23 protein-coding genes and 1 pseudogene are annotated in these 26,728 nt (G+C 26.6%); 12 read left to right on the top strand and 12 right to left on the bottom strand.

What is annotated here, in order from left to right; translation table 11 throughout:
• Positions 1–94: 94 nt before the first annotated feature.
• Together IPP08_06325 and IPP08_06320 are read left to right on the top strand one after the other, a co-directional pair.
• Complete coding sequence (locus IPP08_06325; protein ID QQS67774.1) at positions 95–958, top strand: RNA polymerase sigma factor RpoD/SigA; 864 nt, start codon at positions 95–97, stop codon at positions 956–958.
• A gap of 143 nt (positions 959–1,101) precedes the next feature.
• A complete protein-coding gene (locus tag IPP08_06320) occupies positions 1,102–1,785 on the top strand; it encodes a response regulator transcription factor (protein QQS67773.1) in 684 nt (227 codons plus the stop codon).
• 113 nt (positions 1,786–1,898) lie between these two features.
• Here IPP08_06320 and mrdA read toward each other — a convergent pair whose 3' ends face one another.
• The 7 genes and pseudogenes from mrdA to IPP08_06285 form a co-directional block, all read right to left on the bottom strand.
• Positions 1,899–3,749: a penicillin-binding protein 2 gene (gene mrdA / locus IPP08_06315; protein QQS67772.1), complete on the bottom strand. Its 1,851-nt coding sequence runs from the start codon at positions 3,747–3,749 to the stop codon at positions 1,899–1,901.
• A 100-nt stretch (positions 3,750–3,849) separates the two neighbouring features.
• Positions 3,850–4,047, bottom strand: a complete 198-nt coding sequence (locus IPP08_06310; protein ID QQS67771.1) for a hypothetical protein — start codon at positions 4,045–4,047, stop codon at positions 3,850–3,852.
• A 53-nt stretch (positions 4,048–4,100) separates the two neighbouring features.
• Positions 4,101–4,274 (bottom strand): annotated as a pseudogene (locus tag IPP08_06305) (DUF1800 family protein).
• A 3-nt stretch (positions 4,275–4,277) separates the two neighbouring features.
• Positions 4,278–4,640, bottom strand: a complete 363-nt coding sequence (locus tag IPP08_06300; GenBank protein QQS67770.1) for a DUF1800 family protein — start codon at positions 4,638–4,640, stop codon at positions 4,278–4,280.
• Positions 4,641–4,658: 18 nt separating this feature from the next.
• Positions 4,659–4,859 carry a DUF1800 family protein gene (locus tag IPP08_06295; protein QQS67769.1) on the bottom strand — a complete coding sequence of 67 codons (201 nt, stop codon included), beginning with the start codon at positions 4,857–4,859 and terminating at the stop codon, positions 4,659–4,661.
• A gap of 306 nt (positions 4,860–5,165) precedes the next feature.
• Complete coding sequence (locus IPP08_06290; protein ID QQS67844.1) at positions 5,166–5,291, bottom strand: DUF1800 family protein; 126 nt, start codon at positions 5,289–5,291, stop codon at positions 5,166–5,168.
• A gap of 165 nt (positions 5,292–5,456) precedes the next feature.
• On the bottom strand, positions 5,457–5,708 hold the full coding sequence (locus IPP08_06285) for a hypothetical protein (protein ID QQS67768.1): 252 nt from the start codon (positions 5,706–5,708) through the stop codon (positions 5,457–5,459).
• Positions 5,709–5,876: 168 nt separating this feature from the next.
• Between IPP08_06285 and IPP08_06280 the strand changes: the two genes are divergently transcribed.
• The 3 genes from IPP08_06280 to IPP08_06270 all read left to right on the top strand — a co-directional run bounded on the left by IPP08_06280 (position 5,877) and on the right by IPP08_06270 (position 11,636).
• Positions 5,877–6,503: a DUF1211 domain-containing protein gene (locus IPP08_06280; protein ID QQS67767.1), complete on the top strand. Its 627-nt coding sequence runs from the start codon at positions 5,877–5,879 to the stop codon at positions 6,501–6,503.
• Between the two features lie 51 nt (positions 6,504–6,554).
• Complete coding sequence (locus tag IPP08_06275) at positions 6,555–7,241, top strand: hypothetical protein (protein ID QQS67766.1); 687 nt, start codon at positions 6,555–6,557, stop codon at positions 7,239–7,241.
• Between the two features lie 99 nt (positions 7,242–7,340).
• Complete coding sequence (locus IPP08_06270) at positions 7,341–11,636, top strand: S8 family serine peptidase (protein QQS67765.1); 4,296 nt, start codon at positions 7,341–7,343, stop codon at positions 11,634–11,636.
• 12 nt (positions 11,637–11,648) lie between these two features.
• Here IPP08_06270 and rlmN read toward each other — a convergent pair whose 3' ends face one another.
• Together rlmN and IPP08_06260 are read right to left on the bottom strand one after the other, a co-directional pair.
• Positions 11,649–12,773 carry a 23S rRNA (adenine(2503)-C(2))-methyltransferase RlmN gene (gene rlmN / locus IPP08_06265; protein QQS67764.1) on the bottom strand — a complete coding sequence of 375 codons (1,125 nt, stop codon included), beginning with the start codon at positions 12,771–12,773 and terminating at the stop codon, positions 11,649–11,651.
• Between the two features lie 138 nt (positions 12,774–12,911).
• Positions 12,912–14,924 carry a CofH family radical SAM protein gene (locus IPP08_06260; GenBank protein QQS67763.1) on the bottom strand — a complete coding sequence of 671 codons (2,013 nt, stop codon included), beginning with the start codon at positions 14,922–14,924 and terminating at the stop codon, positions 12,912–12,914.
• Between the two features lie 127 nt (positions 14,925–15,051).
• Between IPP08_06260 and IPP08_06255 the strand changes: the two genes are divergently transcribed.
• From IPP08_06255 to IPP08_06240, 4 genes are all read left to right on the top strand, one after another.
• On the top strand, positions 15,052–15,441 hold the full coding sequence (locus IPP08_06255; protein ID QQS67762.1) for a hypothetical protein: 390 nt from the start codon (positions 15,052–15,054) through the stop codon (positions 15,439–15,441).
• A 93-nt stretch (positions 15,442–15,534) separates the two neighbouring features.
• Entirely contained in the window at positions 15,535–16,107 is a 573-nt protein-coding gene (gene hscB / locus IPP08_06250; protein ID QQS67761.1) for a Fe-S protein assembly co-chaperone HscB, read from the top strand.
• Positions 16,108–16,207: 100 nt separating this feature from the next.
• Positions 16,208–18,073 (top strand): molecular chaperone DnaK, encoded by a 1,866-nt coding sequence (gene dnaK, locus IPP08_06245; protein QQS67760.1) that lies wholly within the window; start codon positions 16,208–16,210, stop codon positions 18,071–18,073.
• 112 nt (positions 18,074–18,185) lie between these two features.
• Complete coding sequence (locus IPP08_06240; GenBank protein ID QQS67759.1) at positions 18,186–19,298, top strand: hypothetical protein; 1,113 nt, start codon at positions 18,186–18,188, stop codon at positions 19,296–19,298.
• Between the two features lie 330 nt (positions 19,299–19,628).
• Here the strand turns inward: IPP08_06240 and IPP08_06235 are convergent, their stop codons facing one another.
• Positions 19,629–20,645, bottom strand: a complete 1,017-nt coding sequence (locus IPP08_06235; GenBank protein ID QQS67758.1) for a glycosyltransferase family 9 protein — start codon at positions 20,643–20,645, stop codon at positions 19,629–19,631.
• Between the two features lie 39 nt (positions 20,646–20,684).
• On the opposite strand from IPP08_06235, the gene IPP08_06230 reads away from it, so the two are divergent.
• Positions 20,685–21,404 carry a hypothetical protein gene (locus IPP08_06230; protein ID QQS67757.1) on the top strand — a complete coding sequence of 240 codons (720 nt, stop codon included), beginning with the start codon at positions 20,685–20,687 and terminating at the stop codon, positions 21,402–21,404.
• Between the two features lie 89 nt (positions 21,405–21,493).
• On the top strand, positions 21,494–22,342 hold the full coding sequence (locus IPP08_06225; GenBank protein ID QQS67756.1) for an enoyl-ACP reductase: 849 nt from the start codon (positions 21,494–21,496) through the stop codon (positions 22,340–22,342).
• A gap of 68 nt (positions 22,343–22,410) precedes the next feature.
• Here IPP08_06225 and arfB read toward each other — a convergent pair whose 3' ends face one another.
• On the bottom strand, positions 22,411–22,833 hold the full coding sequence (gene arfB, locus IPP08_06220) for an aminoacyl-tRNA hydrolase (protein QQS67755.1): 423 nt from the start codon (positions 22,831–22,833) through the stop codon (positions 22,411–22,413).
• Positions 22,834–23,019: 186 nt separating this feature from the next.
• On the opposite strand from arfB, the gene rnr reads away from it, so the two are divergent.
• A complete protein-coding gene (gene rnr, locus IPP08_06215; GenBank protein ID QQS67754.1) occupies positions 23,020–25,179 on the top strand; it encodes a ribonuclease R in 2,160 nt (719 codons plus the stop codon).
• A gap of 25 nt (positions 25,180–25,204) precedes the next feature.
• Here rnr and IPP08_06210 read toward each other — a convergent pair whose 3' ends face one another.
• The gene (locus IPP08_06210) at positions 25,205–26,728 is read right to left on the bottom strand and encodes an OmpA family protein (protein ID QQS67753.1); all 1,524 of its coding nucleotides are present in this window, start codon (positions 26,726–26,728) and stop codon (positions 25,205–25,207) included.

Genomic DNA, 26,728 nt, shown 5'->3' with positions numbered 1-26,728 from the left:
ATTTTGTTTGATCGGTGAAAGCAATAAAAGCATTATTTTCGCAATCCATTTTTAAGTCAATTGAGATTTAAAATTTAAATGTATTTATAGAAAAATGAGAATAACAAAACAATACACAAATCGTGAAAGTCAATCATTAGACCGTTACCTACAAGAAATAGGTAAGGTGGAGCTTTTATCTGCTGATATGGAGATTGATTTAGCGAAAAGAATTAAACGAGGAGGGTTTGATAGCCGAAGAGCTTTAGAACAACTCACAAAAGCAAATCTTAGGTTTGTAGTTTCAGTTGCTAAACAATATCAAAATCAAGGATTATCATTAGGTGATTTAATTAACGAAGGAAATTTAGGACTAATAAAAGCTGCAAAAAGGTTTGATGAAACAAGAGGCTTTAAATTTATTTCATATGCTGTTTGGTGGATTAGACAATCTATTTTACAAGCATTGGCAGAACAATCAAGAATTGTGCGATTACCTTTAAATCGAGTTGGTACATTAAATAAAATTGGGAAAACGTATTCAAGATTGGAGCAACAATATGAACGCGAACCTACTGCAAGTGAACTAGCAGAAGAATTAGATATGTCCATAACTGAAGTTGCAGAAACAATTAGAATTTCTGGTAGGCATTTATCTGTTGATGCTCCATTTGCTCAAGGGGAAGATAATAGGCTTTTGGATGTATTGCAAAATGATACTCAACCAAATCCAGATTCAGGATTAATTTCAGAGTCATTACAAATAGAAGTAAGAAGAGCATTATCAACATTATCTGAAAGGGAAGCAGAGGTTATTAAATTGTATTTTGGATTAGATAGGGAACAAGCTCTTACACTCGAAGAAATAGGAGAAAAATTTCAATTAACAAGAGAAAGAGTTCGCCAGATTAAAGAAAAGGCAATCAGAAGATTAAGGCATGCATCAAGATCAAAACAATTAAAAACTTACTTAGGTTAAATTTTTAAATTTTATTATAATTAAAATTCAAGCTAATAATTTTATTAATACTTGAATTTTTTTTTTAATATAATTGAAATTATAGTTAATTTTTTTAATTTGTATTTCAAATTGTTATAAATTGTTTAACACATAAAAATATTATGAAAGTTTTGATAATTGAAGACGAGAAAAAAGTAATAAAATTTATTACTGAAGGTTTGAACCAAGAAGGTCATGAATCTATGTTTGCTGAAGATGGGGAAGTTGGGCTAGAAATGGCTTTGTCTAATGAATATGATTGCATTGTATTAGATTGGATGATGCCTAAAAGAGATGGAATTTCTGTACTAAAAGAGTTAAGAGAAAAAGGAAATAAAACTCCTGTTTTAATGTTAACTGCTAAAACTGGTACCCAAGATAAAGTTTCAGGTTTGGACGCTGGTGCAGATGATTACTTAGCAAAACCGTTTCATTTTGAAGAGTTAACTGCAAGATTAAGATCACTAACTAGAAGATCTGAGAAATCAACTTTAATTAAAGTTGGTGATTTGGTACTTGATACTGTAATTCATAAAGCAAAAAGAGGTGAGCGTGAAATAGAACTAACAGTTAGAGAGTATTCTTTATTAGAATATTTAATGAGAAATGCTGGTAGAACCCTATCAAGAGCTACAATTGCTCAACATGTTTGGAGCTATAGTTTTTATGCCAATTCTAATTTAGTAGATGTATATATAAATAGATTAAGAACTAAATCTGAAGAAGATGGAAATTCTAGATTAATACATTCAGTTAGAGGTGTTGGCTATGTTATGGGTGAAAAAGTTCCTGGTGAAGAAGACTAAAATTTGATAAAAAATGATTTAAAATTTTATTTATATATTTATTTTTATAAAATCAACTTTTTGGAAATTCAATAAGTTTTGATTTAATAATTTAAAATTATATTAGTTTTTTTTTAAGGTAACATAGTACTTTCCTCTACATCATTTGGATTTTCATTTACAACTCCAGGTGGTAATAATTTTAGTGTATCAAGTTGTAAACTATCAACTTGCCTATTTAAATAAAATTGAACTAATCTGCTTGCAATTGGAGCAGCGTTTCTTCCACCTAATCCACTATTTTCAACTAAAACACAAATAGCAATTTTAGGTTTATCAAATGGAGCATAACATACAAACCAAGCGTGATCTTTCTTGTTTTTACCTGCTTGAGCTGTTCCTGTTTTTCCAGCTAATCTGACACCCTTAATAGAAACTCCTGTTGCAGTTCCTCCTGCTACATTTACAACATCAGACAAACCAGAGTGTACAACATCTAGAAACTCTTTTGGAATTTTTAAATCTTCATTTTCAAATACCATTTGTTGAATCTGTCCGTTATTTGATTTGTTCCTTATTGCTCGAACCAAATGAGGTTGATGATATACACCATTATTTGCAATTGTAGAAATATACGAAGCTAATTGCAAAACACTTACCCCAAGCTGACCTTGTCCAATACCTAAATTTACTAATATTCCTCTTGGAAATTTATCTTTTCCATACATTTTATCTAAGTATTCTCTTGAAGGTAACAATGTTTTGTTTTCGGGAATATCAGATTGCTTTGTACCAAATCTAAATATTTTACCCCATTTGTAATAATTATCTATTCCTAATTGTAATGCTAATTTATAAAAAAATACATTACATGAAACATGAATTGCTTCTCTAACATTTATATTACCATGTGCACCGTGGCATTTCCAAGTCCTTCCACCATAGCTAAAAGAACCACCACATGAGATTCTTGTTTTTGGTGTAATTAAACCTTCCATCATTCCAGCAATAGCCATTAAAGGCTTCCAAGTTGATCCAGGAGGATATATAGCTTGAGTTGCCCTATTAAACAATGGTTTAGATGAATCTGAATATACTTGTTGAAAATCTTTTGAATTTGATTTGTTATTGAAAATTAATGGGTCATAATCTGGTGCACTTGCAACAGTTAATATTTCTCCATTATTTGGATCAATTGCAACAATTGCTCCTCGCTTACCTCTCATCAAAGATTCAGCATAAGTTTGTAAATTTGGATCTAAACTTGTATATAAATCAAATCCATTTGTAGCAGATTGATCAAGTTTTCCATCATTAAATGCTGATACTCTTTGTCCTCTATTATTTACGGCAATATAATCATATCCTTTTTCACCTCTTAAAAATGGTTCATATGAATTTTCAATTCCAGTCTTACCAATGATGTCACCAAATGAATAATAATGAGGATCTATTTCAATCTCTTTTTTATTAATCTCTCTAGCATAACCTAAGAGATGAGATGCTCTAACAATTGGTAAATAAGACCTTTTAGAATCTTCTGAAACATCAACTCCAATTAAATTGCGATGATATTCGTTAATTTTAATAATAATTTCAAATGGGACATCTCTAAAAATTCTAACGGGTGAGAATGGTGTTTGTTTATATTGTTTGATTTTAAGGTTTATTTCATTTGTATCAATAAACATTATTGATGCTAAAAGTTTTTTTGAATCTTTTGTTAACTTACTTGGAGTTATTAATATACCATATGATGGAACATTTCCTACAATTAATCTACCAAATTTATCAAAAATATTTCCTCTTACTGGTTCGCGTGAAATTTTTTTAATTCCTTGAGATTCAGATCTTAAATTATACTGACTACCTTGTAGAATCTGCAATTGTATTAATCTAGCTATAAAAATAGATAGTAATGTTGCTGTTACAATAAGAAAAATTCTACTTCTAATCTCAGATCCAAAATCGCTATCTAATTGCATATTAATTATGGTAAAGAAACATAAAGATAATTAAATTTCATCGCAATATACAAAATCATTGCTTTTGAAATTCAGGAGAACTTAAAATTAAACCAACAACCTAAGAAACCATAAAATTGGAGTTTTCTTGATTTACATTAATATCAGTTTCAACATTATCTTTAAAGAAAATATCTTCATCTAAATCTTTCTCAAAATCACTTAAATTATCAGAAACATTTTTACTATTTGACTTATTTTCTTTTAACTTTGAATCTAATTTGTTTGAAAAATCTGGATCCTTTATAATTGGATACAAAAGCCTTTTTGTTTCAACTAAATCTCTTCCTGGTAAGAGAAATTTTAAATAAGTTAAAAAGCGTTTTCTATACTTTTTGGTTCATGGTTGTTGTTTAGCTTGAGAATATCAACTTTGACTCCATTAATTTTATTTAATGCAAAATTCAAGTTAAAGTTCAATCTATTAATTAATGAACCTGTATTAACCCAATACTCTCCTTTATCAGGATACCCAGTTGGAGCTTGATATCAATACATTTCCTGACCCATTTCTTTAATTTTAAAATATAGATTGTTTGGGTTTTCAACATTAGTTTCAAGAATTCTAATTGAGCTAATAACATATTCAAAAGGAGTTTTAATTTTAATTCTAACTTTTACTTCTTGCCAAAATTCTTTTAATTCAACAAGTGTTGTTAGTAAAGATTTTATTTCTCCATTTGTTGATTCATATGTATCTACCACCCTATTAATTAATGGTTCAGAAGGGTTATCATTTGTAAAAAATGATACTAATTTTTTACATAAAAATTTTGCAGTATTTGGATGTGATGCTAATATATCTAGTACTTTTTCACCTTTTTCCATTCCACCACCAGCAGGAAAATCCATCCCTAAAATAAATTTTAATTATGCATCATATACATCAGCTCTAAATAAAAAATCATTCTGTTGAATAAACCATACTTTTATACCTTTATCAATTTTTTCTCTTATTTTATCTCCTCTATCACCATTAGGAAAGTTAGTCCACTCTGTGAAAACTCTGGCTATACCTTCAATGTCTTTTTGTGTATAACCTCCATCAACTCCTAATGTATGAAGTTCCATTAATTCTCTAGCAAAATTTTCATTTATTTCTTTTTAAATTTTAAAATCATTTGGTAATTTTTCATTTAAACCATCCTCAGCCCTTTTTTTTTCTCTAATAAATTCTCTTTATATCTATTGAAAAACTAACTGTTTTTATTCTCATTTATCATTTTATCAAAGGTGTAAGTAAGAGTAGTTCTAACTCCTTCAGGTGCTGTAGATTGAGCATTGTCAAGGTATGTAAGCATTGCAGGATGCTTGCTTTTCCTAAAATATTCCTAAAATTTGTTAATGCAATCAACCTAATTGCTTCTCTTTTATAATTTAAACAAATTCCTTAGAATGATTACATGTAATTGAAACATTAAAATGATTAAACCAAAAATCAGTCATCAGTTCTTGAAGTTGATTTTTTGTAAAAATAGATCTATATATTTTTGAGCAATCAATTCTCTAATTAATTCATTTTGAGGCTTATATCCATTATTAATAGCAAATTTTATTAAATTCTTTTTAAATTCTTTTTTGTTAATTGTATCTGTTTAATCAAATGCATTCTCAAGTTTAGCCTTAATTAAAAGTTTACCAGGGTTAATATATATATTCGAAATTTCATTAGTTGTCATTTTTAATGTCATGAATGGTTCTATTTTTTTCTAATTCAATATCTTTATTATCAGCTTTTAATTGGTCTAAAAACCAGTTATCTATGCCAAATATGACTATTGAATCAATTAACCCAGGAGTTGGTCTATAACTAAATTTGTCTATAAGTATTGCAACTGCTTGCCTTTGTGTTAAACCAACTTTTTCAAAAGGCATTTTACTTTTACTATATTCTATGGTATCTAATAATAATATTGACAATAAAAATATTGGAATTAACTTGATAAATTTCATTTTTTTTATAACTATTTGTAGTATTTAGTTAATTAGAGTTAATAAATAATTTTAAGTTCAGATTTTATTTTGAAAAATATGATTATTTTAAACTTTGGTTTTGTTAAAATAAATTTATTGTAACCTTATATTATTATGTTAAAATTTAAATATTGGAAATTCAATAAAAATAGATTAGAAGCGTTTAGTGATGGTGTGTTTGCTATTATAATTACTTTACTGATTCTAGAAATTAAAGTTCCCCACTTAAACAGTACATTAGATAATTCTGAACTTAAGGAAAAGTTGTTTGATTTAATACCCGTATTCTTAAGTTGGTTGATAAGTTTTTTAATTGTTGGGACTTTATGGCTTCAACATCATAATATACTTAGAATGGCAAAACATATAGATTATGGTTTTGTTTGGATAAATATATTATTCTTGTTATCAACTTCATTTATTCCATTTCCAAGTGAACTTTTAGGTACATATCCTAAGCTACCTATTGCTGTTGCTTCTTTAGGAATTGTTATTATATTTTCAACTTTTTTCCTTTGGAGTTTATATTATTATATTGTTAAAAATTATATGAGAGATGAGTATATATATAAAGATGTTAGAAAAAATTTGTATTTAGCATTTTTTGGAGGACCAATTATATACGGATTTGCTGTTTTAATGGCTTGGGTAAATATTTACATTTCTTTTGTAATTTATTCAATTATACCACTTTTATTTATCTTACCTTTAGACAAACCAAAAAAAATGTTTTTAGATTAACTTATGATTAAAATTTCAATTGTTTTCATCTTTGTAATTCCTTTTTTTATTTTGAATTCTTGTGAAAGCCCAACAATTTCTTCTAATTTTATAAATAAGTATGATTTTGAATTACTAATTCCAGATGGAATAATTAACTCTGATTTTAATGCTATAAGTGGAATAAAATTAACTCCACAAAGTTCTCAAATTGGTGATACAATTAAAGAATCTACAAGGTTATCTTATTATGCTCAATTTACTTTTCCAGATACTACTAAAAAGCCATTAGAAGTTACTTTAAATAATCATGAATTAAAGTATCATAATAATTCAGATTCACTACGAATTCCTCCTAACAATGATGTAACCTTGTATGAAGCTAACAAATGGGACATTTTCTTTAAATCAGATTCATTCCAATTTATTTCATATTCAATTACTGTTTTGGATTCTATTTACCCAATATTTATAAATAAGAATGTTAGTTCAAATCAAGATTTAAAACTTACCTGGCAACCTTCTAAAAATAAATTGCTTAATGTTTATTTGTATTTTAAATCTAAAAATTATACATTAAAAAAACAAGTTCAAGATGGTTTTGGAGAAGCGATTATTAGTAAAGATGAACTTAAAAAATTGTTTGGAAGTTGTATTGTTTCATTTGTTAGGTACTATCTTCAGAATGAAAATATAAATAGTACTCCATTAAAAATTATTAGAATTACTCAAAGAGATTATGAGATAAATATTTTTTAATCTAAAATGATAAATAACTTTTTTATTTGACTTTTAGATCTATTATAATTAACTTAAATTGCTATTGAATTTTACCTATAAATGTATTTCCAAATTTGTATGTCTAAAAAAATAACTCAGATTATTGTACTAATATTTTTGTTCCTTAATTTTTCAATTCTATTATCCCAGAATTCAATAATAATAAAACTTAAAAATGGATATAGTGAAAGTTTGTTTAATCAGGCAATTTATAATGTTAAAGCAAATTATAAAATTGATTATAAACTAGTTTGTATTGTTGATGATAAATTTAAAAAACAATCTTTCCAAAATTCTTCTGCATTACTTCTTTCAAATTATTTTGTAGTTAACTCTTACATCAACAATTTCTCAGTATTAATTTCCGAATTAAATAATTTAAATTTGTTAGAAAAGCATTTTCAAAACCATATTTATAAAATAGATAAATTTTTAAATGATTCAGGTTATAACCAACAATGGGCTCTTAAAAAAATTGAAGCAGAAAATGCATGGAAAATTTCTAAGGGAGATTCTACAACAAAAATCGGTTTTATCGATACTGGTGTTGATTACTTCCATCAAGATTTAAAAAAGAATTTAAGAGTAAATTTCAAAGAAGATTTAAATAAAAATGGAACTTTTGAACCCTGGAGTTATTTAGAAAAAAGGAACAATATAAGTGGTGATTTTAATTCGATTGATGATGATAATGATGGTTTTACAGATAATGTATTAGGCTACGATTTTGTTGATCAAACTGTTATAAACATTGGAGATAGCAAATTTCGTGATCCAGATCCTTTAGATGAAAATGGTCATGGTACTAACATAGCAGGAATTTTAGCCGCAGAACAAAATAACAACATTGGCATAAGTGGTATTGCACCAAGCGTTTCAATTATTCCTTTGAGAGCTTTTGATGCAACAGGAAATGGTGAAGACGATGATATATCTGCTGCAATAATATATGCAGCAGACCATGGAATAAATGTATTGAATTTAAGTTTTGGAGATTACTATTATTCACCATTAATGAAAGACGCTATTGAATACGCTTTGTCGAGGGGTGTTGTTTGTGTTGCAGCCAGCGGAAATAATGGTGGGACAACAAACCATTATCCTTCAAATTATGATAACATTATAAGTGTTGGAATGACAACTGAAGACGATTATGTTCATCCTTTTTCTACAGGTGGATCAAGGATAAGTATGTGTGCTCCTGGTGTTGGAATTTTAACTACCTCAATTGGGAATTTATATAAATCAGTCACTGGAACTTCTTCTGCTGCCCCACATGTTGCAGCTGCTTGCGCAATTTTAAAATCTATTCATAAAGACTGGAATTATAAACAAATTAAAGCAACTTTAGAGTTAACTACTGACGACATACAAAAGTCTAAATGGGATGAATATGGTGGGGCTGGAAGATTAAATTTACGAAGAGCCTTAGAACTAAACACTCCATCAATTTTTGAAATAATTTCTCCTTTACATTTTTCAGGAATAAACCTTGATACTAATTTATTGATAATAGGAACTATTAATACAGCTTTATTTGATAATTATAAACTTTATTGGGGTTATGGGGATGTACCAAATATTTGGAATGATATTTCATATGATAATATTGGAAAAGTGAATGCCAATTTGGGTAGTGTACATTTAAAATTTACTAAAGATACTTTAATAACAATAAGGCTTGTTGTTAATGAATCTAATGGAAGGTCAAATGAAAGAAGGGTTTTACTATTTGTTCAAGGAAGTAAAACTGAAATTTTATCTAAAAGTATTGATACACTTTTTGCAAACGATAAAAATGCTGTATCTTTTAAAGCTAGAACTTCAAACTTAACTCGAATGTACTTTTATTTTAAACCTAGAAATTCAAATTTAAATTTCAGATTAGCAGAACATGAAAGTGAAAGAATAACAGGATTTGTAAAAAATCATTATTTGCTTTTAACATCTAATGACTTAATTCCAAACTTAGAATATAACTGTTATGTAGTTTTTCAAGACTCAAAAGGAGATACAGTTAATTTTGGGAATGAAAAAAATCCATTTTTTATAAGTAGAAATGATTATTCATTTCCAATTACAAATTTTATAAAGAAAAAATATTCACTCCCATATGGTTTTTTATTAGATGATGTTACATCTATTTATTCAGATGAAAAATCAACAGTATTAATGAATAAATTTGAAGAAGGTAATTTCTCGAAATTAATGACTTTCCAGTTTGAAAATAATGAATTTATACTTAAGGATTCTTCAGGTGTATGGGTACCAAGAGGTGTTGGTTTTATTGACAAAACAAATAAAAAAGCAATACTTTGTCAAGCACTAAACAAAGGAATTGTTTTTCAACAATCTGAAAAAAATAGTAATCCTTTTTCTAAGGTAATCTACTCAGATACTAGCTCGAGAAATTTTACACCATCTACATTTTATGATTTTGATTCAGATGGCGTTAATGAAATTGTTGCATATAGTTCAGATTCAATAGGACCATTTTATGGTATTTATAAACTAAATGGAGATCTACTGACTAGATTAGTATCCTTAAAAAACAATACAAAACCTGCACCAGATCAAAGAGAGAATATTTTTTCTTCTCCAGACGTTGCAATAGCTGATTTTAACAATAATGGTAAAGTCGATATTTTAATAGGTGATGAAGATGGTGATTTTTTTATTTATGAAATGGAAAGTATTAATAATTTCAAGGAGATTTGGAAAAATGAAAATGATGGAGTTTCTGGTGGTTCTTTTATTTCAAAATGTGATATAGATGGTGATAAAATTAATGAATTTATAATTGGTTATAAATCAAATAGAATTGAAACTATAGATAATGAATATGAACCATTAGAATGGACAATTAAAATTCTAAAACTTGATAAGCAAAATAATGAAAGTAAAATTTGGGAGAAAAAATTTGCTTATATAAGATCTGAATTACCATTCCGAAGTGGTGTTACTGCATTTGATATTGATGCTGACAAGGGTGATGAGATAATATTTTCTGTTGCTCCTAACTTTTACATTTTTAAATATGATTCTCAATCTAAAAATTTTAGGCCATTTTGGTATAAGAGTTCTGGACTTTCAAATAAACCATTAGTCTATGATTTTGATAAAAATGGACTTCCAGAAATTTCAGTTGGAAATGGAAATGAGTATAATTTTTATGAGTTAAAATCATCATCTATTAAAGCTCCAATAGTATCTGGACTACAATCATGGTCAATTAGTAATTCAAAAATTTATGTTAGCTGGAGCAAAACTAAATCTGCAATTTCATACAAATTATTAAGAGCAGAATATGATTTTACAAATCCACCAATAAATTTTAGTGTTGTTAATGAAACTTCTGAAAACGAACTAATTGATTCTTTAAATTTAAAAGCTAATACTTATTATATTTACATCGTATTAGCTTTGTATAATGATGGAACAATTGAAAGTGATCCATCAAACAGTTCAATATCTTATACACATAACCCAATAAAAATTCAATCTATTGAATACAACCAAGATAAAAATCTTAAAATTAGTTTTGATAATTTCATTAAAGAAGAATTATACAGAAATGGTATAATTGAAATAAATTCATTAAAATTAAAATCGAATTTACAAGTTTCATCAGTAAATTATTCAAGCGAAAAAAGCCTTAACGTTACATTAAAGAGTATACCTGAAAATGATATATTGACTGTTAGTTCTACAGAAATTTTTAAAGATTTTTACAATTCTCCAGCAGATACTTCTAAGTATTTAATTGAAATTAAAAATGATACTGTTAGAGAATGTTTTAAACCTGTTAAGGCTGGTAGGTTGAATTCAAATAAATTTTTTATCATTTTTAATGAAGAGGTTGATGATTCAACTTATAAATTTAAAGGAAACTATTCTATTAATCCAGAAACAAAAATAACTTCTATTGAAAAAAATAAAGATTCAATATTAGTTACTATTGATAATGCAATTAGTATAGGGGCTTTAGGGCTAAATTATTTTATAACAGTTCAGAATTTATTGTCAAAATCTAGTAAAAATTTGTGTAAAAGTAATTCAATAGGTTTCGCTTTTTCTGAAATCAATTTAGATAATGTTTTTGTTTTTCCTCAACCACTCTCAATAACAAAAAATCAGTTTTGTACATTCGGAAATCTTACAAATAACTCAGTAATTGAAATTTATAGTAATTCAGGTGAATTGATAAACAGTTTGAAAGAAGCAGAAGGTAACGGTGGGTTTAAATGGGATGGTAAAAATTTGAGTGGTGAAATTGTGAAATCTGGAATATATCTGTATAGAGTGGTTAATTATGGTACTGATAATTTAGAATTAAAAAATTCTGGCTGGAAAAAAATAGTAATTGTTCCATAAAAAATTTCTAATTTATTTTTCACTCAATAAAATTTTATCGTGAGTTATTGCTAATTGTCCGCAAGCAGCGTTAATATCTTTTCCGGAAGAAGACCTAACCATTACTTGAACTCCATTATATTTCAAATCCGAAATAAATTCGTTAAATTTTACAACAGAAGTTGGTTTTAATTCACTTGAGAATCCAACTGGATTGATAAATTCTATAGGATGAAAAGGTATAACGTTTACTTTAGTTGGAAATCTTTTTGAAAGTCTTGTAAGCCTTTTAACATCTTGCTGAGTATCATTTAATCCTTCAAATAAGATATATTCAAAAGTTACAGTTTCTCGAGTTTTTTGATAGTAATATTCTAATGCATTCATCACAGATTTTAAATTATATTTCAAATTTATTGGCATTAATTTACTTCTTAAACCATCAGTTAATGCATGTAAAGATAATGCAAGTTTTACTTTTTGGTTTTCATCAGCCATTTTAATAATTCCATCTACAAGACCCGAAGTAGAAACTGTAATTCTTTTAGGTGAACACATTTTATTTTTAGGATCTGTAATTATTGAAATAGATTTAAATACTTCATTATAATTTAACATAGGTTCTCCCATTCCCATATAAACAATATTAGTAATTTTTTCATCTATAAACTTTTCAACAATAAATATTTGTTCAATTATTTCATTGCACAATAAATTCCTTTTCATTTTCATTGAAGCAGTTGCACAAAATTTACAGTCTAAAGGACAACCAACTTGAGTTGAAATGCAAATTGTTTTTCTTCTAGGTTCATTCTGATCATTTCTTGATTCACTTGGTATTAATACCGCTTCAATATTCAGATTATCAAAAGTTCTAAATAAAAATTTGACAGTATCATTTTTGTCACCTATTGAATCAATAAGCTTTAATGATTGTAAACTATATTTTTCTTGAAGTTCTTGAATAAATTTAACACCAAGATTTGTCATTAAATCAAATTGTTGAGTTCTCTTAGAATAAATCCATTCATACAACTGATTTGATCTAAAGCTTGGTTGTCCTAGATTTTTAGTAACCTCGATAAGATCTTCTCTATTTTTCCCAATTATTGGTTCTTTAAATTGAGGTTCATTTATTGAGATTAATATTGGTTCCATACTACTCCTTTAAAAAATTGAACATTGAACTTTCAAAACAAACACATTTTTATATTTCAATAAATTATATTTTTCAAAACAATTTTTAATAATTTAGAATTTAATAAAGTTTAAAACATATAAATCAACTAAAAATTATTAAATAGAATTTGGAATTAACTCAATTATTTTTGATTGAGAAACTAACTTATTATGTTCTTGAACATTCCATTCAGAAAAATCCCCTTTTCGTCTGAATGGCAAAAATCCAGCATTAGAAATCTGATATTCCATTGAAGAATTATCCATTCGAAAAGTTGTACCTGAAGCTGAAACTACGTTCTCTTCAAACATTACTGAGCCAAAATCATCTGCACCATAATACAATGCAGTCTGCCCCACATCAGGACCTTGAGTAACCCAAGAGCACATAATATGTTGGAAATTATCCAAGAAGATCCTTGAGATTGCTTGCATTCTTAAGTATGTTGAAGAAGCTTGATTATAAGCTTTCATTTTTTGATCATTTCCTTTTTGATAACTCCAAGTAATGAAAACCATAAAAGGATTTACTTCATCTTGCAACTGTCTTAATTTTGATAAATGAACAAATTTATCACGAGTATTTTCACCCATTCCATAAAGTTGTGTTGCAGAAGCTTTCATCCCAATTTTCCCAACTTGCCTCATTACATCTAACCAAATTGAAGATCTAGATTTTTTATAAGAAACCCTTCTTCTCACTTTATCTACTAAAATTTCAGCACCAGCTCCAGGCAACGTATCTAGTCCTGAATCTCGCAATACATTTAGTACATATTCAATTTCTTTAGAAGACTTATTAGGGCAAAGTCCTAAAACCTCATCAGCAGAAAATGAATTTTGTTGAATTTGAGGCCATTCTGATTTCATCCATTTTAATAAACTTACATAATAATCTAAACCTAAATTAGGGTTAACTCCACCTTGAACTAAAGCTTGAACTCCACCAGCAGCAGCTAATTCATTCATTTTTCCTCTTATTGTCTCTTTAGTTAAAACATAACCTTCTTCGAAACCTTTTCTTTGAGGGTTATCACTTCTATAAAAATTACAAAATCCACAATCAACATTACAAACATTTGTATAATTAATATTTCTTGCAACAATATAACTTACTTTTGGTTCAGGATTAATTTGTAATCTAATTTTATGTGCAACTTCACCCAAATCTAACAAACTTGCTTCTTCATAAAGTCTTTCAGCATCATATAGGGAAATTCTTCTACCTGCTTCAGCTCTAGATAAAATTCTATCAATTTGAAAAGTTTTATTGAATGGAATTACTTCTGGGATAAATTTACCAAATGAATTCTTTGAATTAAAACTTTTTTCAGAAATGGAAAATTCAATTCTAGCTTCAGGTAATAATTTCATATTACTACTAATTCTAAAAAACTCTTGCAAACCATACCATGCTGATTTGTTCAAATTGTATTGAATTCTCTCATCAAGATAGTCAGCTACTTCAAGTTTATCATAATTATTTTCTACACTCCATTTTTCAATAATACCATGCTTTCTTGCTAAACCATCCCAAAAACATCTATTAATTCTTTCAATCAATTCTTGATTAATTACCCCTTTCTTAGCTGCCCAAACTGCAAATACAAATGGCTCACCTGTTAATCTTTTCCAAACTTCTGCCAAATCATGTCTATAAATAAACTTCTTAGATTCTTTAAATGCCAAATCTGCAATTAACAAACCAGCTGAATTCCCATTCACGTTTTCAATAATCTCAAAGCCATTACATCTAATAAATGGAATATCTGGTTTATCAACTGAATTCAAAAAGATTTTTGCAAGTATTACTGAAGTTCTACTTGCATCATCAATATAAAGTCTTTCAATCTTATCAATTGAAACTTGAGAAACTATTACAACAGATTCTACTCTACCGTTTGCTGCAATACAAGGACCAGGTACAATTTCAAGCCCGCCAATTTCAGCCAATGCTGCTACAGGAAGTAAGGCTATATCAGCTTCCTCTTCCATCATTCTTCTTGCCCCTTCGCTAGGCAACACATATTCAAAATCAAAGTAATCGTCCTCTTTTACTTCAATTGTTAATGGTAATGAATTTAAAAAATCTGCTGCTAAAACTTTTAATTTCTTTTTACTTTTAATCATTTATATTTTTTTTTAACGACGAAATGTATGCAAATATAATGTTTGTAAATTTAATCACTTTTATAACTAATATAAGTTTCTTAATTTCGCCAAACAATTTTTTTAATCAATTTCTTTAATTTATTTTATGTCAGATAATTTTAATATAGATGCTACCGTTATAAGTCAGTTTGATGATGACCCTAACTATGATGTTTTAGTAGATAAACTTTACGAAAGAACTGTTGAAAGAAAAATTATTTGGGAATTTGGAGATGAAAAGAATGAATATATTGCTTCTTTAAAAGGTAAAACATCATTCAATATTCGAAGAATAGAAACTAATTATAAGTATGTTCTTACAATGAGGAATGAAACTGATGAAGTAGTATTTAGAATTTCTCATGATAACTTAGATCCAGCTTCTAGTGAAGCTTTGTTAAGGCTTTTTAAATTAGCTGAAAGAATTGCAAAACAAATTGATGATGAAGTTGATAAAGCTATTGATTTGTTAGATCAATTAGGTGATGATGAATAATGTTGAATGATTTAATTTTTAGAAAAATAGAATATATAATTTTTAGGTCGGACAAAATTTGTTCGACTTTTTAACATTTATTATAATTCATTAATGAAAGATTTGTTTGCAGTTTTTGATTTTGAAAGGAGATTTAATATTGATTCGAAATCAATTGAAAAAAAATATTTTCAATTAAGTCGAGAAACTCATCCAGATTTTCATTTAAATAAAAATGAATTTGATAAAAGTAGAATATTAGCAAAATCTTCTCTTATAAATCAAGCATACGTATGTTTAAAAGAGCCATTTTTGAGGGCAAAACACATTCTAGAACTTGAATGGCCAGACATTCCAGATAGTGAATTAAAAAAAATCTCACAATCATTTCTGTTTGAAGTTATGGATATTCAGGATACAATTTCAGATTTTCATGATTCTAACAAAAATGACAAGATAAATAAAATGGAAAAATTAAAGCAGCTAGAATCTAATTTAAAGATAAGATCAAATGAATTATTAAATAATTTGTATGAATTAGACAATGAGTGGATTTTGATATTAAATGAAAATTTAAATTCGAAAATCCCTTTTATGAAAAGAATAAATGAATTGATTAACACAAAAATTTATATTAGAAATTTACTCCAAACAATTTATCAAGAAATAAATAATGAATTGATTTAAAAAATTTTAAAATTGTTATTTAACAATAATGATCAAAAGAAATAGTCTTGAATTTTGAAACAACTTGAGAATATAAATTAAATATTGCTTATAATAATATATGTCTTTTTTACAAATAGATTTAAGTTCGATAGGAAAAAAAAATAGAGTTATTGGAATTGATTTAGGGACAACTAACTCCTTAGTTGCTTATGTTGATGAAAATAATAATCAACCATATATTATTGATATAAATGGAGATGGGATAGTTCCAAGCATTGTTGCATTATTAGATGATAAATCAATTGTGGTAGGTAGAGAAGCTAAAAAATATCTAATAACTGATTCAGATAAAACTATTTATTCTGTAAAAAGATTGATGGGAAAATCATTTATTGATATTGAGAATAATTCTGAAAAATTAACTTATAAAATTTCACATAGAAGAGAAGGTTTAGTAAGAGTTGAAATTGCAGGAAAAGAATATACTCCCATTGAGCTTTCATCAATGATCTTATTAGATTTAAAAAAAAGAGCAGAGGAACATTTTGGAGAACCAGTTTTTTCGGCTGTTATTACAGTACCTGCATATTTTAATGATTCACAAAGACAAGCCACAAAAGATGCAGGTAAGTTAGCAGGATTAGATGTTTTAAGAATTATAAATGAACCAACTGCTGCTGCACTTTCTTATGGTTTAGATAAAACAAAAGATGGTGTAATTGCTGTATATGATTTAGGTGGTGGTACCTTTGACATTTCAATTTTAAAAATTGAATCTGGTGTGTTTCAAGTTTTGGCAACGAATGGAAATTCATATCTAGGAGGTGATGATTTAGATAATGAGATTACTAATTATTTCATAAAACAACTAAGTTTGAAGTTCAATAACTTCAATCCAAATAGTAATCAATTCCAATATATAAAAAGTATTTGTGAAGAAGCTAAAAAAGAGTTGTCATTTAAAGAATCTATTGAAATTGTTTTTACTATTCCAGATTCTAATGTAGTTTATAAAGAAAAATTTAATCAAAAATTATTAAACATTCTCTGCGGACCAATTATTGAAAAAACAATAAAACCTTGTTTGAATGCATTATATGATTCTGGATATGAAAATGAACTATTAGATTCGGTAGTTTTGGTTGGAGGATCAACAAGAATGCCATTAGTTAAGAAAATGGTTTCTGATATATTTAAAGTAAAGGTTATAGATGATATCAATCCAGATGAAGTTGTTGCATTAGGGGCAGCTGTTCAGGCTGATATCTTAAGTGGCAATAGAAAAGATACATTGTTATTGGATGTAATTCCACTCTCTTTAGGAATTGAAGCTTATGGTGGAGTAATGTCATTTATTGTTTCAAGAAATACACCTATTCCAACTCAAGCGCAAGAAGTTTATACTACACAAGTTGACAATCAAACAGGGATAAAAATTAATGTTTATCAAGGAGAAAGAGAGTTTGTAAAAGATAATAGGGAATTGGCATCCTTTCTTTTAAGTCCTTTACCACCTCTTCCTGCTGGCATGAATAAAATTGAAGTTTCATTTGTGATTAATGCAGATGGGATACTAAATGTAAAAGCAAAAGATACAAGAACTGGTTTGGTTCAAGAAATTGATGTAACTCCTAGTTACGGTCTTACTGAATTAGAAATTGAGAGAATGTTAAGAGATTCAATCGAAAGAGCACATGATGATATTAATCAAAGGATATTAGTTGAAGCAAAAAATGAAGCAAATTCTATGTTAATGGCAACTGAGAAATCGATGAAACTCTATTCAAAAATTATATATGAAAATGAATCAAAAGAAATTAATGATGCACTTTTAAATCTTAAAAATTCATTAGAAACTGCTGACAATAAATTAATTAGAGATTTAACTGATCATTTAGATAGAATCACTGAAAATTTTGCAAAAAGAATAATGGATGATACAATTAATAAATCCTTAAAAGACAAAGTAATTTCAAAAATCTAATTTGATGAATTTTATAAATTTAGACTGATTTATTATATTTTAGAAACATTTATTTAATTTATGGGTTCTATAACAAAATGAATTTTGTTGTAATAATTTAAATAATTTTGAATTGAAATTAAATATATTTTTTAAGCTACTTCTAATATGCTGTACCTTGATAATTGTATCTTGTAAAAATGATATACTTTCACCTGACATTGAATTAGCCACACCTATAACTTCTTCAGTAGATTTAATTAATTTTAAAGCTGCTTTTGTTCTTTTTAACAATAGAAATTCAATTGGAATTTTTAATACTGAAAAAAATGAATTTGTTAATTTTATTTATATAGAAAATGCTAAATTTTTAAGTTCAATTTCTTTAAGTAAGATATATAAAAATGTTGTATTGACTATCCCTAACTCACAAGTTGAAAACATTAATAATTTTAATACCAAATTAATTGACGAAAAAACTCAAAATTTTAATAATGGATACCTAATTAAAATTAGTACAGAAGATGGTAGAACTCTTAGCACTACTAAAATTAATGGAACAAATTTTGATGCAGAGTATTTACCTAATGAGAAGGAAATATGGACAACAAGTTTTGAAAATATAAATGATAATTTTATAAAAGGTAAAGTCTATTTTATAGACCCAGTTAATTTACAAAATTTGGGTTTTATTGAAGTTGAAAACAAACCAATTGATATTGCTTTTAGTAAAGATGGGTTATATGGTTTTGTCTTAAATTATGGTTCTCAAAGTGTTAGCATAGTTTCTGTTAAAACAAAAAAAATAGTTAATACAATTAAAGTTGGTAAAAATCCTAAGAAATTAATTACAACTTTAGATGGAAAATTATTTGTTATAAATGAAGGTGATAATAGCATAAATGTCTTCAATACTAGTGATTTTAAAATTCAAACTACGTATCATATTGATGTTAAACCGACTAGCGTAAATTGTTCTCCAAGGGGAGATATTTGGGTTAGTTCAAGTGAGTCAAATAAAGTTTATTTTTATTCTAAGTTATCAGATATTAAAACTGGAGAAATTGAAAGTGGCAAAGGAGCAAATGACATAACTTTTAGTAATGATGGGAAATTTTGTTTTGTTACAAATTCGCTTGAAGGAACAATTAGTAAAATAAATATTGATCAAAAGAGTATTGTAAAATCTAATTACATTAACTCTTACCCGACAAAATTTGTAGATATTAATTCTTTTTCAAATTGAGATTTTAGTATTTTCTTTGATTAAAATTATTCAAGAATAGAATAATTTGATAAATAAAAAAACGGCTTTGATGTTCATTCGGTACTTATGAACATTACAAAACCGTCTTGATTGGAATGAGTATAAATTTTAAAATACTCAAATTAATTGTTAAATTAATTTTATAAAGTTAGGATTTTTTAAGCAAATAACAAATCAAAAAGTTTTAAAATTGTGTAATAATGTATATTAATACTAAAATTCTTTTATTCTAATTATATTTTATATATTTTACTTTAAGTATAGTTTTAAACAAAATTGGTTACATATTTGAATTAAAACCCTTAAAAACTACTCTATTTTAGTAAAAACTCCCAAATCTTTCAATTTTTCGATAATGTCATCTGGAGTTATTTCATTCATACATTTAAAATGATCTTTTGGACATTTTGATTTTCCAATTGAAGTACAAGGTCTACATTTCAAATCATTTACCTCTGCAATTTTAGCCAAACCTAAGTGATTGTAAGGGAAGAACCCAAACTCTCTAACTGTAGAGCCGAAAATAGATACTAAAGGGATTTTTAAAGATGTAGCAATATGCATTAATGCCGAATCATTTGTAACCATTGCATTACAAATTTTCATAGTTGAAGCAGTTTCATTAAGTGTTAATTTTCCAGTTAAATTAATTGATTCATAAGGTATTAATTTAGAAATACTAAAATTTAATTCAATTTCTTCTTTTGAACCAAAAATAATAATTCTTGCATCAAATCTACTAATTAACAATTTAGCTAATGCTGAGTAGTAACTTGGTAACCATCTTTTGGAAAAATGTTTTGCTCCAGGTGCAATTCCGATTGTAAGTTGGTTACTTTTCTGAACATAAGAATCCAATTTTTCTAAAAAAAATTCTATTCCAAGATTATCATTTTCAAGTCCAAATTTCTTACCAACATCTAAATATAGTTCAGGAATTGGTATAACCTTTTTAAAAAAATTTAATTTCAAATTTACAAGTAACCATTTTTTAAAAATTGGCTTTTTGATTACGAAAGTTTCATTAGCTAAACCAAAACGTAAATACCTACTTCTTAAAGAATTATGCAAATCAAAAATTACATCATATTCTTTAATATCTTTTATTAAATTTGATTTAAAAGCTAATAACTCTTTAAATGTAGATTTATCTTTTATTGTAATTACTTTATCAATATAAGGTGAGTTTTGAATTAAATTTGCATATTCGTACTTGGAAATAAAGTGAATTTCTGCAAATGGAAATTTTTTCCTTAATATTCTCTGAAATAAAGATGTTAAAATAATATCACCAGCAGAACTTAATCTTAAAATTAGTATTTTCATTTTTATAGTTTTACGAATATAAATTTAAATCCCTTTATTATGAAAGATAAATCCCTAAAAGAAAAAAATTGTTTAATTGGTGTTGTAAGTTCCGATGACGATTTAGATTACTTCGTTAATCAAAATTGGTATAGAATTCCAGAAAAAGCTGTTGGAAATTCTGTATCTCTTGAAACTATTAATTCAGCTAAGGGTATTGCATTATATCAAACTAATGCAATTACAACTGGACTTCAAATGGGTATTGAGTATTATGGTGAAATTCAAGAAATTGATTTCGCTAAAAAATCGAAATATACAATTCTGGATAAATCAAAAATTGATGGAAATTATTATTTCATAAAAGTTAAAAAAACAATTAGGTTACCGAATCCAATAGTTTCAAATCGTGCTAGAAGAATTACATTCATTAGAACAAATTTAGACGTACTTTTTAATTCAAAAGAAATTAACGAAATAATAATTGGAAGTATTCATCAAGAAAAATTGTTTGAAAGTTTAAAAGAATTTGATGTTGAAAGAAATTATTATATGAAAATTGATGATGAAATAGTTCTTGTAGATTTTGCTATTTTTGCAGGAAATAACATTATTGGAATTACTACTGATTTAGAGTCAAATGAAAAGTTAAGTAATATTATAGATTGTAATTTTAAAAAAAGTAAATTTGTGAGAATTATCAGGTTTTCACCTACAGAAATTGATAATGATATTGCAAATTGTATTATTAAAATAAATAAAGCTTTGTCAATTTTTTAATGAGTAATAATTTATTATTATTTAAAAGAATAAAAGTATAATATAAATTAGTATATTTAAGATAAAATCAACAATTAACTAACATTTAAATGGCATACGGATTACTTAATGGAAAGAAGGGGATTGTTTTTGGTCCTATGGATGAAACCTCACTAGGTTGGAGTATTGCGTTAGCAGCACAATCTGAAGGAGCAGATGTTGAAATTTCTAATATTGCAATAGCTACTCGAGTTGGAAGGGTTAAAGAGTTAGCAAAGATTTTAGGTGATAAAGAAGTCTATGTTTGTGATGCTTCAAATTTTGAAGAACTAAGTGAAACTTTTAAAAAGTTAAAAGAAAAAGTTGGTAAAATTGATTTTATTATTCATTCTGTAGGTATGAGTAATAATATTAGAAAAGAAATTCCATATCAAGATTTAAATTATGATTGGTATTCTAAAACATTAGATGTTTCTGCAATGTCATTACATAAAATGATTAATGCTGCATTAAAACAAGATGTTTTAAATGATTTTGCGAGTATTATTTCTTTAAGTTATGTTGCTGCTCAAAGAGTTTTTCAAACTTATACTGATATGGGTGATGCTAAAGCACTTCTTGAAAGTATTACTAGAAGTTTTGGAGCAAGACTTGGAGAAAAAAAGATTAGAGTTAATGCAGTTTCACAATCACCAACACCTACTCGAGCTGGAACTGGAATTGAGGATTTCGATAATATGTTTGAATTCACAAACCGAGTTTCACCTTTAGGAAATGCTACTAGTGAAGAATGTGCAAATTATGTAGTTACTCTTTTAAGTGATTTTACAAAAAAAGTTACAATGCAAACTTTGTTTCATGATGGAGGTTATAGCATGATGGGAATTACTCAACCAATGTTGAGGTTGATGAATGAAGCGTTGAAAAATGATGAGATGAAAAAAAAGGCAGGTTATTAATAAAAATTTATTTAATGTTTGTTTTAAAATCTCTATGATTTGATTTATAGAGATTTTTTAATGTTTCTTTATTCAAAAGTATTTTGAATAAATCTTGAAATTTTCTTTTCACTTTTTTTTCTTTTAATTAATAATCTCTTTTCAATTGAAGATTTTGTCGGCTTAGTATCTTTTCTTAAAATTTTTGGTTTCAATGCTTTGTTTAATAATAATTGAAGTCTTTTAATTACAATGCCTTTATTAGAAAGTTGAGTTCGTTCCGAATCACATATTAATCTGATGTTATTTTCTTTATTTATTCTGTTTTTTAATATATCAGAAATAGTTGTTTTACTTAAATCTGATAAAGTTGAACATTTAAAAAAATCAAAAATTAACTCAACTTTTGATTCAATTTTGTTTACATTTTGTCCGCCATTTCCACCACTTCTAGAAGTTTTAAAAAGTAGATCAGAAAAATTTATCACTTCACCAGTAATCAATATTATCATTAATTTATAAAATTGGAAATTAGAACTAAATCATTTATTCAACTTATTATTCAAAATCAAAGATTATTTGTTTCTAAGTTTAAAAAAATTAAAAAATTTTCTGAAACAAATATTATAAATTGAAAAGATATACGAATTACTATTTAAATAAATTTAATCATTAACTTTGAATAAAACTAAAACTAATTGAATAAAAATACAAACACTAAATCAATTAAAGAGGTAATCTTGAATATTATTCAAGAAAATTCACCTAATAGATTAAAATCAAATCAACTTTCAAAAACTTTACAAATTAAATCAACAGATAATGATTATGAATTAGTGAAATTAGCATTAGTTGAACTAATTAATGAAGGAAAAATTTATCAAGGTGCTCATAGAACATATGGTTTTGTAATTCCAACATTAATTATTGAAGGTTTATATGAATCTGTTGGAAGGGCAGGTGGAGGAATTGTTAAATCTAATATTGATGACTCTCAATTACTTATTATTGATAAGGATTCAACCTGGAATGCACTACATGGTGATTTTGTTAGAGCTAAATTAATTAAAATTTCGAATAATGAAAAACCTTCAAAAGGAGAAATAACTAGGGTGATTAGCAGGAATACAGAAACTATTACAGGTACAATATTTCAAAGTAATAAGAATTCATTATTTCTTCAACCAGATGATAAAAAGTTAGGAATTGATTTTCTTATCAGAAGAAAAAATATCAATAATGCTAGAATTGGAGATAAGGTTGAATCTAAATTACTTGAGTGGTTTGATCCAGAAGAACTTCCTGAAGTTTCTGTTATTAGAGTCCTAGGTAAAGCTGGTGAGGTTAGAACTGAGTTAAAAAGTGTTCATTATACTTACAAGTTAAAAAATGAATTTCCAATTAATGTTACAAATGAGGCTAATAATTTTACAAATGATATTAGTAGTATAGAAATTTCTAAAAGAAAGGATTTAAGAAGTATTAATACCTTTACTATTGATCCTGATGATGCTAAAGATTTTGATGATGCTATTTCAATTCAAAAAGTAAATGAGAATGAATTTATTTTAGGAATTCATATTGCAGATGTTAGTCATTTTGTAACTGAAGATTCTTGCTTAGATAAAGAAGCTCTCTCAAGAGGAACATCAGTTTATCTTGTAGGAGAAGTAATTCCAATGTTGCCAGAACATTTATCTAATGATTTATGTTCATTAAAACCAAATATTGATAGGCTTACATTTTCAGTTTTAGTTAAAATTAATTTAAATTCAGAAATTCTTGATTATGAAATATGTAAAAGTATTATTCATTCTAAAAAAAGATTTACATACAATCAAGTTCTTGAAATTATAAATGGAGTTGATGATGAGTTAAAAGATGATATTTTGTTAATTAATAAAATTGCTATTGAACTTAGAAATAAAAGAAAAGAAAAGGGAAGTACAGATTTTGATACATCTGAAACTAAGTTTATTCTTGATGAAACTGGAAGACCCGTTGAAGTAATTCATAAAAAAGCAAATGCAGCAACAAAACTAATTGAAGATTGTATGTTGTTAGCTAATAGAATTGTAGCTGAACATATAACAATGAAGAAAACCGGTAATTCTAAGCAAGGTAAAAGAGATAGTAGATTTGCTCCTTTCATATACAGAATTCATGATTCTCCACCATCAGATAAAATTAGAGACTTCTCTAACTTCTTAAAATCTTTAGGTCTAACTTTTCCTAAAGAAAATATAAAACCTTTGGATTATAAAAAATTAATAGAAAAAGTTCGAGGAACAGAAAATGAAGAAATTGTAAATGAAATGGCAATTAGATCAATGGCTAAAGCTGTTTATTCAAATAACAATATTGGACATTTTGGATTAGCTTTTGACAATTATTCACATTTTACATCTCCAATTAGAAGATATCCTGATTTGATAGTTCATAGAATGCTTAATGAATATATCAATGATATGTCTATTCAAAGAAGAAATCATTATAAAAGTATTTTAGACCATATTTGTGATCAATGTAGTTTAACTGAAAGAAATTCTGTTGAAGCTGAAAGGGAATCAATTAAAATTGCTGAAACATATTTTATGAAGAGTAAAATTGGAAATGAATATACTGCTGTTATTACAGGAATGATGCCATATGCAATTTTTGCAAAAATAGATCTCTTTGGAATAGAAGGCAAAATTAGGATAAAGGATATTACAGATGATTATTATGTGTACGATGAAACAAAAAAAATGTTTGTTGGTAAAAGGAAAAAAAGAGTATTTAAACTTCGTGATAAAGTTAAAATACGTGTTTTAAAAGTAGATGAAGTTGAAACTTTTATTGATTTTACAATTGTTTAAATGAAGTATTTTTATAATTTAATAATTACCTAATCAATTTAATTCTAACATATTGATTTGGATTTAAATCGATTATTTCTTTTGTTGCACTAACTTCATTAACTGAAATTCTATCACTATTAATTCCATTTCCTATTAAATAATCTTTAATTGAATTACCTCTTAGAGCAGCTAAATACTGATTAGTATTGGGTTCAATAGCATCATCTGAAAATCCAGTAATCTCTATTCTATATTTTTTATTAGATATTAAAAATTTAGTCAATCTACTTAAATCACCCATTAACTCAGACTGTATTATACTGCTATTATTTTTAAATGATAATAAAATTCTTAGATTATCTCCAATATTCTGTAAGTTAAAATTAAGTTCTGTAATTGTTAATTTACTTAAGTTTTTTTGAACATTTATTTCTTTTGATTCAAACAATAAATCACCAACTTTTGCTGTCAAAATATAAGACTTGCCCTTCATTAAAATCTGATAAAAATCACCATCATATTTGTTATTTATACTTTTACTAATTAGTTTACCTGTTTGTGGATCACTAACTTCTATTTCAGCAAATACTGGCATTTTATTAAAATCATAAACAAAACCTTTAACTAATAAATAAGGAAATATTTCACTTTTTAGATTTGTAATTTCATAAATGTCTAAGCCACCAATACCACCTTTCCTATTTGAAGAAATATAAGATTTGTTTTGAATATAATTTTGAACAAAAAATAAATCATCATCAACACTATTAACTTCCTTAAAATTTATTGGTCTATTTGTTAATAATTCATTAAAGTTTACAAAAAATACATCAAATCCACCTAATCCACTTCTACCATTAGAACTAAAATATAATTTAGATTTATCTGGAGAAAAAGAAGGTGTTACTTCGTCATAATTAGTATTTACATTTTCACCTGCATTTATTGGGTAATCCCAAGAACCATCCGTTTTTCTAAATGAAAACCAAATATCCCTGCCACCAAAACCACCAGCTCTGTTTGATGAAAAAACAAGAATATCACCAATAGGCGATAAACATGGTTGAGAATCCCAAGAAGAAGTATTAATTTTTAAACCAAGGTTATAGGAAATATTCCAAGTCTTAAGAAATGTAGGAAGAATTTGTAATTTTTGACAAGAATAAATATCACATTCACCAAAACCATAATCACAACTTGAGAAATACATTTCATTTCCTGAAGGAGATATATAACATGAGCCAGAACTAATTGATGCCTCTGTAAAATTATCTGGTAAGTTTACATTTAATGGAATAAAATCGGACATTAGATTAGGATTTGAAAACTTCCCATTAACTAAATTTGAACAATATATGTTGTGCTTATTAACCTGACCAACTCTTGATGAAGTAAAATAATAGATATTTGAATCAATTGGAAATGTTAATCCAAAATCATCTGATACAGAATTTATTTCTATTAAATTTTTAAATACGACATTTGATACTTGTGATTTACTTTTATTTATATTTATAAATAATACTAAAACTAAGTAGAATGATATTATATTGAAATGGTTATTCAA

It is taken from the genome of Chlorobiota bacterium, from assembly GCA_016700335.1.
Lineage (GTDB): Bacteria > Bacteroidota > Ignavibacteria > OLB7 > OLB7.
This window is presented reverse-complemented; position numbering and strand designations above follow the sequence as displayed.